The sequence below is a fragment of the Ruminococcus intestinalis genome, from assembly GCF_014288065.1.
GTDB classification, from domain to species: Bacteria; Bacillota; Clostridia; order Oscillospirales; family Acutalibacteraceae; genus Ruminococcoides; species Ruminococcoides intestinale_A.
The window spans coordinates 1-12,888 of sequence record NZ_JACOPS010000003.1; the positions used below are offsets into that span (position 1 = coordinate 1).

Annotated in this window: 10 protein-coding genes and 1 tRNA gene; 8 read left to right on the forward strand and 3 right to left on the reverse strand. The window is 35.3% G+C overall.

What is annotated here, in order from left to right:
- From H8R91_RS06780 to H8R91_RS06805, 6 genes are all read left to right on the forward strand, one after another.
- Positions 1–1,195: calcium-binding protein (locus H8R91_RS06780; RefSeq protein WP_279287577.1), on the forward strand; the 1,195-nt coding region annotated here is incomplete at its 5' end.
- Between the two features lie 94 nt (positions 1,196–1,289).
- A complete protein-coding gene (locus H8R91_RS06785; RefSeq protein ID WP_186935393.1) occupies positions 1,290–3,419 on the forward strand; it encodes a peptidase domain-containing ABC transporter in 2,130 nt (709 codons plus the stop codon).
- Complete coding sequence (locus H8R91_RS06790; protein WP_186935394.1) at positions 3,412–4,221, forward strand: beta-barrel domain-containing protein; 810 nt, start codon at positions 3,412–3,414, stop codon at positions 4,219–4,221. Before H8R91_RS06785 ends, H8R91_RS06790 begins: the two co-directional genes overlap by 8 nt.
- Positions 4,222–5,076: 855 nt before the next feature.
- Complete coding sequence (locus H8R91_RS06795; protein WP_186935395.1) at positions 5,077–5,478, forward strand: hypothetical protein; 402 nt, start codon at positions 5,077–5,079, stop codon at positions 5,476–5,478.
- 2 nt (positions 5,479–5,480) lie between these two features.
- Positions 5,481–6,839, forward strand: a complete 1,359-nt coding sequence (gene mobP3, locus H8R91_RS06800) for a MobP3 family relaxase (protein ID WP_186935396.1) — start codon at positions 5,481–5,483, stop codon at positions 6,837–6,839.
- Positions 6,840–7,013: 174 nt separating this feature from the next.
- A complete protein-coding gene (locus tag H8R91_RS06805) occupies positions 7,014–8,231 on the forward strand; it encodes a tyrosine-type recombinase/integrase (protein ID WP_186935397.1) in 1,218 nt (405 codons plus the stop codon).
- 96 nt (positions 8,232–8,327) lie between these two features.
- Here H8R91_RS06805 and H8R91_RS06810 read toward each other — a convergent pair whose 3' ends face one another.
- On the reverse strand, positions 8,328–9,215 hold the full coding sequence (locus H8R91_RS06810; RefSeq protein WP_186935398.1) for a helix-turn-helix domain-containing protein: 888 nt from the start codon (positions 9,213–9,215) through the stop codon (positions 8,328–8,330).
- Positions 9,216–9,473: 258 nt separating this feature from the next.
- Here H8R91_RS06810 and H8R91_RS06815 point away from each other — a divergent pair, with 258 nt between their 5' ends.
- Together H8R91_RS06815 and H8R91_RS06820 are read left to right on the forward strand one after the other, a co-directional pair.
- The gene (locus H8R91_RS06815) at positions 9,474–10,412 is read left to right on the forward strand and encodes a helix-turn-helix transcriptional regulator (RefSeq protein ID WP_186935399.1); all 939 of its coding nucleotides are present in this window, start codon (positions 9,474–9,476) and stop codon (positions 10,410–10,412) included.
- Positions 10,413–10,425: 13 nt separating this feature from the next.
- Positions 10,426–11,079 carry a hypothetical protein gene (locus H8R91_RS06820; RefSeq protein WP_186935400.1) on the forward strand — a complete coding sequence of 218 codons (654 nt, stop codon included), beginning with the start codon at positions 10,426–10,428 and terminating at the stop codon, positions 11,077–11,079.
- Between the two features lie 261 nt (positions 11,080–11,340).
- On the opposite strand, the gene H8R91_RS06825 is transcribed toward H8R91_RS06820, so the two are convergent.
- Positions 11,341–11,416: transfer RNA gene (locus H8R91_RS06825), tRNA-Trp, on the reverse strand.
- Positions 11,417–11,721: 305 nt separating this feature from the next.
- The gene (locus H8R91_RS06830) at positions 11,722–12,636 is read right to left on the reverse strand and encodes a tetratricopeptide repeat protein (protein WP_186935401.1); all 915 of its coding nucleotides are present in this window, start codon (positions 12,634–12,636) and stop codon (positions 11,722–11,724) included.
- Positions 12,637–12,888: the final 252 nt, after the last annotated feature.

The window sequence follows — 12,888 nt, forward strand, 5'->3', positions numbered from 1 at the left end:
TGCAATATACAACAATTCCGAATTGTACGGTTACGGCGGCAACGATACAATTTCCGGCTCTGGCGGAAATGATATTCTTGACGGCGGTGAAGGTAATGATTATCTTTACGGCGGCTACGGTGATGATACTTACATTTTCAACAAAGGCTACGGCACTGATGTAATCAATGATTATAACGGTCTTGATACGGTTAAATTCGGCGAAGGCATCAGTCCTGAGGATATTGCCTTCGTTAAAAACGGTAATAACCTTGAGATTTGCATCAAAGGCACTGACGATAAGGTTATCATCCAATATTATTTTAATAATGATAATTATTCCAACTTCAGATATTCCTTTTCTGACGGCACTACATGGGTTAAGGAAGATATTACCGCCATGCTCAGGGTAGTAAAGGGTACAGACGGCAATGACAGTCTTAATGTAATATACAACAATTCCGAATTGTACGGTTACGGCGGCAACGATACAATTTCCGGCTCTGGCGGAAATGATATTCTTGACGGCGGTGAAGGTAATGATTATCTTTACGGCGGCTACGGTGATGATACTTACATTTTCAACAAAGGCTACGGCACTGATGTAATCAATGATTATAACGGTCTTGATACGGTTAAATTCGGCGAAGGCATCAGTCCTGAGGATATTGCCTTCGTTAAAAACGGTAATAACCTTGAGATTTGCATCAAAGGCACTGACGATAAGGTTATCATCCAATATTATTTTAATAATGATAATTATTCCAACTTCAGATATTCCTTTTCTGACGGCACTGTTGCGACCATTAACAAAGAATCGCTTGCTTTTAAGTTTCCTGAACTTGACAACAGCTATACGTTTTCATCAGGTGACGGTCAAGTAAGTATCTCAGATTCAGAGGGAGAAGATGTTTTAGAAATAAATGCCGATATCCTCAATCTTATGTTCTCACAAAACGGGGATGACCTTGATATACAATTATATCAGACGGATGATAAATTTACTGTTAAAAATTGGTTTGCAGGTGAAAATAATCAGATTGAATCCATTATCGGCAATGACGGTTACGCTCTGACTAACAATCAGGTTCAACTTCTCATTGAAAATATGTCTGCCTTCACAAGCGAGAACAATATTTCGTGGGCTGAGGCTATAACACAGGATTCTTCAGCTGTACAAAGCGTGCTTAACCAAATTTGGATAAAGGGAAACTGATGGTTTAAAACGGAACGGAGAAGAGATATCGCAATTTCTAACCTGTCCGTTCTGTTTTCTGTATTCGAATTAACAACAGAAAGGAGAAAAATTTTTGAATTCTCAGTTAGACAGCGGACTTGCAAGTCTTATTATCTTGATGCGATTTAATAATATTAAAATTACGCAGCAGGAAATTGAGCATATTTCGGATTTACATACGTCAAAATTCGGTGATTTTGACATTATGAGCACAGCAAAATCATTTAAACTATCTGCAAAGTTTCGTAAGGTTAGCATTAAGGATTTAAGAGAGATAAACAGACCGGTTATAGTCAAAAATAACAACGGTGAATACTTTATAGTCGCAAAAATTCTCGAGGACAAAGTAATGATTCTATATCCCGATAAACGAAGTCCCGAAACCGTCGACATCGATGAATTTTCAAAGCTATGGACAGGAGTAGCAATTTTGCTTAAGAAAAAAGAAATCATTGATTCAGATGTAAAATTCGGTTTCAAGTGGTTTATTCCTACAATTCTTAAATTTAAAAAGCAGTTTATTCAGGTTTTTATCGCTGCTTTTACAATTCAGCTTCTGGGAATCCTCACGCCGATTATGACTCAGGCGGTTATAGATAAAGTGCTTGTAAACAACAGCATGTCTACTCTTGCTACAATAACAATAGGTATTGCGGTTGTTTATATTTATGAGCTTGTTCTTGGAATCGCTAAAAATTATGTATTCACTCATACAACAAACCGCATTGATGTAATTCTGAATTATCGGCTGTTTAAGCATTTATTTGCACTTCCGCTCAAGTATTTTGAATCAAGACGTGTCGGTGAAACTGTTGCGAGAGTGCGTGAACTGGACGGAATAAGAAATTTTCTTACAGGCACTCCACTTTCAACTGCAATAGATTTTATGTTCATAATTGTTTATATAGCAATTCTTTTCCTCTATAATACTACACTGAGCGTTATTGTAGTTGGCTCTATCCCTGTTTTTGCAGTGCTTTCTGCCATAATCACCCCTGTATTTAAAAAACGTCTCGATGAAAAGTTTAATGCAGGTGCAGAATCACAGTCTTTTCTTGTAGAATCAATAAACGGTGTTCAAACTGTTAAATCCTTTTCTCTGGAGGAAAGCTTTGAGAAAAAATGGGGCGATATTCAGGCTGACTACGTCAAAGCAAGCTACAAAACCTCAATGGTGTCTGCTAATTCAAACAGCATCGCACAGTTCATCCAAAAAATTTTTGAATTAATGATTCTGACTTTTGGTGCTGTTTTTGTTATGGACGGTACGCTAACGGTCGGTGCATTGGTAGCATTTAGAATGTTGTCCGGCAGAGTTACAGGCCCCGTATTAAGGCTTGTACAGCTTTGGCAGGAATATCAGCAGGCTTCGCTTTCAGTAAAACGTATCGGGGATATTTTTAATTCACCTACTGAAGCGGTTAATTCCACTAATCTTTCAAATCTCCCGAAAATCAAGGGCAATATTAAATTTGACAAAGTAAGATTCAGATATAAAATTGACAATCCTGAAGTAATAAAAGATGTTTCTTTTGAAATAAAGCAGGGAAGTATTATTGGTGTAGTAGGACGAAGCGGTTCGGGAAAAAGCACTATTTCAAAGCTTATTCAGCGTTTATACATACCTGAAAGCGGAAAAATTACAATTGATGATATAGATATTTCTATGGTTAACCCTCTGTGGTTAAGAACTCAGATAGGCGTCGTACTACAGGAGAATTATATGTTTTCGGGTACAGTAAGCGAGAATATTTCTATTCATATGCCATCTGCATCGGCTGAACAAATTATACAGGCAGCAAAAACCGTCGGTGCGCATGAGTTTATAACACAATTGCCCAATGGATATGATACGATCATCGGCGATAAGGGTATCGGATTATCCGGAGGACAAAAACAACGAATTGCTATAGCAAGGGCGATTCTTGCCAATCCAAGGATTTTAATATTCGATGAAGCAACTTCGGCTCTCGATTATGAGTCAGAAAGTATTATTCAGAAAAATCTGAAAAATATCTGTAAAGGGAGAACGGTAATAATCATTGCACATAGACTTTCAACGTTGAAATCAGCAGAAAAAATTATGGTTATTGATAATGGCACTCTGGTTGAATACGATACACATGAAAATCTTCTGAAAAACAAAGGCTTGTATTCATATTTATTTCATAAACAGCAGATGGGGGGAATAATGTATGTCTGACAATATTTCCGGATATATCTTAAGACATAGCAAAAAAAAGAATCGGGATTTAAAATATGACTTTATGCCTGACATTCTGGAAATTATTGAAAAGCCTGCACACAAGGCCGGAAAAATAATTATATTTGTTGTGTTTTTGACTTTAGTTTCTGTAATCATCTGGGCAGGATTTTCAAAGCTCGACGTGGTTGTAACTGCTCAGGGAAGTGTAATTCCTCAGGGAGGAACAGTTAATATAAAATCCCAATTCTCAGGTACTGTAAAAAATGTTTTAGTTGAAAAGGGTCAGTTTGTAAAACAAGGCGATACTTTGATTGAACTTGATTCACAGGAAAATGACATAGAAAAACCTGAAACTGAATGTCTTATAACCTCTCCGATTGACGGTTATATCAGCAGTATAGAAGTAAACCTTGAAGGAGACATGGTATATACAAGTGAAAATGTAGCAACAATAGTACCAAGCGATGTGCCCATGCAAATAGAATGCTATGTAAATAATAAAGATATTGCACAGATTAAACTGAATGACAAGGTAAATATAAAACTGGATGCATATCCTTATTCAGAATATGGAACAGTAAATGGTAGACTCATTTACATCAGCCCCGATGCAAGTGTAATTGAAGGCATTGGGAGTGTTTATGAAGTAACTGCGGAGATAGAAAACGATAGCGAAAGCATAAGATTAATCTCGGGAATGACCGGTAGCATTGAAATAATAACCGATACAAGAACTGTTCTGTCATATTTTTTAGAACCGATTCTCGACGGTTTTGAAAACAGTTTTAAAGAGAGCTAAAACGTCATAGTTGCAGAATTTTCTGCAACATAATATCTGTAAGTTAAGAGAATACAGAAAATTACTTCTGATTATGTGATGTAGTCCATTACAGCCGATGATGGTACAGGTTAGAAACTATTATTGGGCAAGAGCTAAAAAGTAGTATTTGTTATGGATGATAATTTTGCTATGACGATAGCAATAAATTACAGTATAGAAATTGTAACTTTAGCTTGCCCGGTATGTTTTATCAAATTATTACGCGTGTGATTAATGAAATGAAAATAATAGTTTTCAATAACAAATCGCTATATTATAAATTATTACAGATTAAGTCCCTTGATAAAAATAATGAGTAAAACATTCGGATAATATATTATAAAGATGAGTTTCTCAATTTATGTATAATTATTTTCCAAAATTTTCATCGCTGTTAACAAAGATAGACTATTTCCGTATATCTGCATAATACTGCTCAAATTCAACCTCTCCTGAAATCGCCCTATCTCTCAAACTCGACGCAAACCGTGACCATTTCTCAAATTCGGAAATGGTTATTTTCTTTTCCTTAATGGTTAGAAAATATGTTCAAAGTCTTGAAGATAAGCATTTTATCTCCACAGAGAAAACGGAAGTAATAACAAAAAACGGACGAAAACATAACGGTACTCTGCTCTATACTATCCGACCTATTAGAGAGGCTATTGACTATTTTCACAGTGAGCAACTGCGAAGAAACGCATGATTTCGAGGAAATAATTATAAGCAGGTTAAAGTGGGGCGTCTCCCCACGGAGTCACATCAGACGGCAGAGCCGACTGTTATGCGGTTTTGCAGTATGTCAAAAATCAGAATTTGAGGGGTCTATCAGAAATGAGCGAAAATAAAAGGAAATATGCCTATTGGATGAAACCATCAATGGTTGAAGAGATTACAGAAATGCTTGATACAGCAAATGCAACTTCAAAGAGTGACTTTGTTTGTCAGGCTGTTCAGTTTTACATTGGTTATCTTCATCAGAAGAAATGTATTGATTATCTCTCGCCAATCCTTGCTCAGACTATTAAAAGTGAAATCGAAAGTGTAGAAAAGAATGTTTCTGAAATGCTGTTCAAGATGGCTGTGGAACAGGCAAAGCTAAGTAATGTTGTTGCAGCTACCAACGAGATTGATAATCATTCATTGTCAGCACTCAATAATCTCTGTGCAGAAGAAGTTGCAAGAAACAACGGCATAATTACCTTTGAGGAAGCTTACGAATTTCAGCGGAGCTAAAAATGCCTAAGATTATTTTTACAAGCAGATATATAAAAAATCCTGCATCGTCAAACGCAGGCAAGCTGATAAAATATATGGGTACTCGCGAGGGAGTTGAAAAGCTGCCAAACGGTATCGATAACTCTCCTGCTACCAAGAAACAAAATGATTTAATATGTACTGCACTTAAAACCGTTCCTGAAGCTTGGGATTATCCCGAGATGAAGTCTTATCTTGAAAATAAAACTAAGGTTAATGCAACGGAGTTTCTCAACGAATTTCTTGAACGCAATGCTGACAGAATAGACGGTGTTAAAAAGTTAGTTTCATATTATGCCGAAAGACCGGGTGTTGAGAAGTTAGGGAAACATGGATTGTTTTCTCAAACTGATGACAAGATAAATCTTGATGAGGTAGCTGAAGAAGTTTCAAATCACAATGGAATTGTGTGGACTCATGTGATAAGTCTTAAAAGAGAAGATGCTGAAAGACTTGGCTACAACAATGCAAATGCGTGGAAAAGTCTTGTGAGGAGAAATGTTTTAGAAATTGCCAAGGCTCATAAAATAGAGCCAAGCGACTTGCAATGGTACGGAGCATTTCATAACACAACACATCATCCCCACATACATCTGCTTGTATATTCTAAATCAAGACAAGGCTATCTTACTAACAATGGCATTGAGAGTATGCGTAGTTCATTCGGTAATGATATATTCAGAAATGAGCAGTACAAGCTGTTCGAAATACAGGCAGAAATCCGTGACGAGCTTAAAAATGAGGCAAAGAATGTAATTGATGATTTAATTTCAAATATTGATTCAGATGTTTATGTTTCCGATAAAATGGTTGAACTGTTCAGAAAACTTGATGAACAGCTCAAAAGTTACAACGGCAGGTTGATGTATGGTTACCTTCCCAAATCAATCAAAGAAATCGTTAATAGTATTGTAGCCGAACTTGCAAATGATAAAAATCTTGCAAAGCTCTATTCAAGGTGGAATGAAATCAACAGAGAAAAACTGTCGCTGTATTACGATAACGAAAAACCTGATATACCGCTTGAAAATAACAAGAAATTCAGAAGTATCAAGAACTATATTTTGAAGTCGGTCAATTTATTATCCAAAGCAACTCCGACAATGGAAATTGATAAATCAAGTGTTGAGCAATCTGTTTCAGGAATAGTCCTTACGCTCGCAAAATTGATTGCAAACAGTTGCAAGCGTAAACGAGCAAAATTATTCGGTCAGGTTGACAGTAAACTCAAGTCTAAACTTGAAGAGAAAAAGCTTACTCACGGACTTAAAACCGACAGAACGGTTAATCAGAATGAAATAGAAAATGACGAGGAGCAGGGATTTACAATGTCAATGTAACCTCTCTGTTAAGCCGTGTGTCGCCCGTGTTGCGATTTTGTTGCAATCAGCAGGAAAGTAATCGAAATTTTAAATTTAAACCGACACGGGAGATTTTTGAGAGTTTAAAATTTGGTCTGGATATTCAGACTCATTTATGGTATGTTGTTGTACTTGAAAAGGAGGCTTGATATTATGTCAACAAGGAAATTACTTACAAACGGCAATGCTTTCAGGAGGACGGATAACCGTTGGGGCGGTGTTGTTTGGTATATGGATGAGCAAGGCGAACGGAAAAGGAAAAGCTTTTCGGGTACCACTAAAGCTGAGGTCAATAAGAAGATGACGGAATATATTGCAGCGTTTAATGACTCAATAATTGAGTCGCAGGAAACAAAGAAAAGGCTGAAAGACAGTATGCAGAACTGGCTTGAGGTATTCAAATTTCCTTCCGTTGAACGTACTACATATGACAGATACGAATGTACAGCGAAAAATCAAATCTATCCGTATATCGGAGATAAGGTAGTCGGAGATATCAAGTCGGCGGACATTAAAAAATTGCTCAATGACAAAATGAATGAGGGCTATGCCTACACTACGGTTAAGAAAGTTCATAATGTTCTGAATGAATATTTCCGCTATCTTACCCAGCAAGAGTACATTGACAGAAATCCTATGATAAGTGCGCCCATGATTAAGAAGAGCAACTTTCTGGCGGCGCAGGACAAAGAAAATCTTCCGACGAGCGAAACCATAACGATATTCACGCCGGAAGAGATTAAAATATTTAAAGATGAAGCGTTTAGTACATTCTCAAACGGCAAGAGAAAATATCAGCAAGCCGCAGCATATATTCTTATGCTGAATACCGGTTTGAGAACAGGCGAGGTGCTCGGACTTCTCAACAGCGACATTGACATTGAAAATCGTGTAATGCACCTTAACAGAGGAGTAAAGGAAATATCAAAGCGTGACGGAGTAACAGCAGAAAAAGGACGAGAGGTTAAGGTCGGCAAGCTGAAAAGTGCCACAAGCAAGAGAGATGTTCCGCTGAACGATACTGCAATAGAAATGATACTTGACCTGAGAAAAGAATTCTACTTTGGAGAAGACTCGCCGCTCATACCCGATGAAAACGGCAACTTCACCAGACCTGTCAACTTCCGCAAACGCTATTACAGAATCCTTAAAGCCGCAGGTATAGAAACCAAAGGCTTGCACTCACTCCGACACACCTTCGCCACCAACCTTGTAAACGGCATAAAGCAACCTGACGGTTCAATAAAATCATTAACACAAAGACAGGTAGCCGACTTGCTCGGACATACAACATCTGAAATTACGGAACTTTATTATGTGAAAAGAGATTTGACAAAGCTGAACAGAATAACTGATGGGTTTGAATTATAACTTAACATCAAAACAAAAACATCGGACTTGAATTCCACTTCAAATCCGATGTAAATTTTTGCTATGCTGTAAACAAAGAATAGAAAAAACATAGGACTAAGTTTGAAATTTTTCAATTCGTTTTTCAATGGCTTGCATGCGATATTGTGTTGGAGAAAGACCTGTTTTCTTTTTAAATGTTCTTGTGAAGTATGACTGGCTTGAAAAACCACATTTCTCCGATAATTCCTCAATAGATATATTGGTGAATTCAAGTATCTTTTTGCTAACACTAATACGCTTATCAATAACAAACTCATTAATTGTTTTTCCTGTTATATGTTTGAACTCAGTCATAAGGGTTGTGCGGTTGGTATTATACCAACGACATAAATCGTCAATTGTAAATTGTTTTTCAAGATTAAATTCAATAAAAGTAAGGATACAGTCAATTAATGTATCGCTTTCCTGATTTATTTCAAAAGCTTCTTTGTAGAGGTTTGCAGCATAGTCAAAAATTCTAATAACAGACATTCTTGCTCTACAAGACCACATATTATCAGGCTGTACTGAAAGCTGTTCTATAATGCTGTCAAAAAGGTATTCAACTTTGCTAAGTTCTTCTACATCAAAAGGAATTACACAATTGTAAAAGTTGTTTGTCTGATAAAACAAATCAAAACTCGGAAAATCAAAAAGCTTGCAATTAATTTCATAATCATAAGACAAAATACTTTCTACAGAGAGATTTCTGTTAATGAAATCCGGAGTAAATAGAATGGTTTTTATTTGCAAATGATTTGACTTTAAGATTGTAATCTTTTTGTCCGGATTAACACAAATTATTGCAGGGGCAGAAAGATAACACTTCTCGTTGTCAATTTCAAGAGTTGCTACGCCTTTTTTAACAAGGCATAAAGAAAAAAATCCTTCGTTGCTTTGAATTTTATCAAGACTGTATTCAATTGGTAAATATCGGTTTTCCCAGAAACGGCACTTTGTCATAAATCCTCTATTGCAGATAGTGCAAAAATAATTGATATAATTGAATTTGCAAACATAATGCTAAATTGTTATAATATAGCATATCATAGGCGAGGTTAACTGTCAATTATTGTGTATTAACAGAAAGGCATATTAGCGTAATATATATGCATTCTAAAGCCAATTCTCAAAAAATGAGAATTAATTCAGCAAGCACGATGTTTCCTCTCTGTTCCTGATTTGATATTATTTATTTATAAAACTTTAGGAGATGGATATATGACTATTAATGAAATAATAAAGCAACACCGCAAAAAGCTTGGCTTAACACAAAAGGAATTTGCCGATATGCTGTCTGTATCAGACAAGACTGTATCACGCTGGGAAATAGGAAATCAGGTTCCGGATGCATTGTTAATGCCTGATATTGCTAAAGTACTGAAAATAACAATAAACGAGCTATATGGAATAGAGGATAATTACACAAACACAAAAGAAAACACTACCTCTGAAGTTTCATATAAAATTAACAAGAGAGTTTTGTATGCATATAAGATTGGTATTATCCTTGGTTTAGTATTAGTGGTATTTGGTTCATTCTTTCTGGTCAGATGTGATTTAATAGATGAAAATAATGAATCCACTCGGCTCTTTGGACAGATAATGATGTTCTCGGGGTGTGGAATTTGCTTATTGTCAGAAATAGTCTATAAAATCGTTTATAGAAATGAAGGGAACACTATCATATATTTGTCGGAAGACATAGCATATAGCGGATTTACAGCAATAACTATAAGTGTTATTTTCCTGCTGATTATGCCATTGTTTTTAGCTTTAAGAATTGATTATTGGTATGAATTTTTTGTAGTAGTACCTGTTATTCTGTTTGAGATTATGATGTTGTATTACAAGCATTTACTTAAACAGGCAGGTGTAAAGGTTAGTAAAACAATCAGTGTGATATCAATTATTATAGGTTCCGTCTCGGTTGTGTTGCTTTTATCAATTTTTATTATATTCAGAATTGTAGATTTCAGCGATACATCCACGGTTTCAAAAATGCTGTACGAAATGCATTATGTAACGCTTTATGGAGTATCGGCAGTTGAGGCAAAGGTCAGATTATATAGTTTCCTGTTGCTGAGTTTGCCCCTCGTTTCAATGTTGATGATGAATTATATTGAACTTATCATCAAAAGAAAGTTGCTAAATATGTAGGAGTTTGAATAAAATGAAAAAAACAAAGAAGACGCTCTTGTTGATTGGCTTTATAGTTTGCAGTAGTCTGCTTTCAGCCTGCGGAGGATTGCATAGCAGTAATAAAATTTATGCCAAAAATCTCATTACCGGCAAAAGCCTTACCATACCGATTGATGTTTATAATTATGCTGATACAGGAAACTTTTCAAATTTCACAACGCACCTCAGCTTTTCAGAGTTACAAAAGGAGCTTGAGAGTGCCGACGCTGTTAATACAGCGATTAACATTTACCACACACTTTCTACCGGCTATATGAAACTTGAAACAACAAACGGTAATTTTTATGTCAAATACAATTCTTCAAATAACGGAGATTACAACTACTCGCTTTTTGCAGATGTCGGTAGAGCAGAAGAATTTGGGGAATACATTTACATACCATTTTATATGCTCGAAGAATTTTCAAATTCTGACTACCCTGCAAATGCTACTCCGTTTGAGGGGGAAGTGTATTATAAAGAATTTTATGATATTAATGATTTTGCGGAATACTACCGTGATAAAGAAATTTATGATGTTGAAAAGCTAAACGGTACAGCACTTCTTATTACCGATAAATCTACTGGTTATTTTTTTACCATTGAACTATTTGACGATGGAATATTTGTTTTAGATGAGAAGTAATTAAAAAAATAAAAACTGCTACGCTGTAAACAAAGAAAAGGCTTTGGAAAATTTATTTTTCTTCAAAGCCTTTAATAAAATATTGTTGATGATAATTGATGCTATTTTGATGATGTAACAGACGGACTTGTTGGAATTTTTGAGACCGTTTGAAAAGTTTGAAACATAATTTGAAGATCAAAAGTGGTATTTTAGACCACGCTCCGCCTGATTATTTATATAAAAAAACGGCTTAAACGCAGTGTTTAAGCCGTTTTTGCTTGGCAGGGGCAGAAGGACTTGAACCCTCGGCACGCGGTTTTGGAGACCGCTGCTCTACCAACTGAGCTATACCCCTATATCTGTTTAATTTTCAAGACAAGATGTATTATATCAAACTTTGTGTAATTTGTCAAGGAATTTTTGAAAAATAAATCATTTTAATGTTGTTAGACATAAAAACACATATTTAAACAAATATAATAACATTATTACACTTCATAAAGAAAATTTGGTCTTTGCTTAATGTACTGCAATAAAATATATTAAAATTCTTGCAGACAACTATATAGGGTTATTAAATTCAAAACTTGACAGCAACAGCTTTACACGCTTTGGTACAAAAGAACCTCGCCAAGTTAAATGATTTTGGCGAGGCTTTTATTAATCAATACTCTTAATTGTTTTTAATACCCATTTAAAATAAACACCGCAATTTACAAAAAGAAACTTATTATCTGTAACATCAATTGCAAGTTCTTCAATAGAATTTGCACGATAACCGTACATACCAAACTTAATGTCTGACAAACCTTCGCCTATCACCAAACGATTAAAGAAATTGTGTGTATCTTTATTTATATTGACAAGTTCTTTAATATAAGCTGTGGCTTTGCGAGTTTTTCCAAGCTTATAATATAAAGTTGACAAAGGCAATAAAAATTGCGTCGATTTTTGGCAGTCATACCTTTCAAACAACTTAACCGCTGATTTTTCATCTTCAAAATATGCGTAAATATGCATTAAAATAAATCTTGCACCTAAATTATCATCATTGTTCAAATCCAAAATTTCCAAGCAAGCATTTTTTGCCATACCGATTTTTCCGCAATCCAATAACAGCCGCATACGATTATAGAGCAATCTCATATAGGGTCGGGTTTCTGTTAACAGCCAAAAATCCCCTATATTTTCCTCTGTTAATAAATGTTGCTCAACAAGTTTCTGCTCGGCAGCCTTTTTTATCTTTTCAAACTTGTTAAGCAGCTTTATATGATCATATATTGAATTTTCTGCAATTATCACCTGTGCGTCAATATTATCAGGCTCAATCTTCAAAGCCTTTTTAGCATACTTTATTGCTTCTTGTTCGGTTTCGGCTTGAAAAGCCATATCTAAATAATAATATAAATCTTCTTCATCTGCCAAATCTTCATAGTCAATATTATTTTGCTTTATAAACTCATCTATTTTTTCTCTCATTTCTTTACCGGAAAGATTTTCTTTTTCTAAACTGTCGAAAAAATCATTTATTGTGTCACTCATAAAAATCAACTCCTTTTTTATCTTATCATACAATTAAATTATCATCAATACCATTTTAAAATAAATACCGCCCTGCAAAGCTTAATCACTCTGCAAGGCGGTGTAAATTTGTGAATTCTTAAATTGTTATTTTGCAAATCAAGTGTTTGCACCATCTATAATGCCTTTAACCGTATTAAAACTTGTACTGTAGCCGCCAAATACTTGTACCTGTATAATCGTTGTAGTAAGTTCTTAACAAGCCGTTTTGTAAAAGAGTTTGCGTTTAAAGTTGTAAAGCCTGCC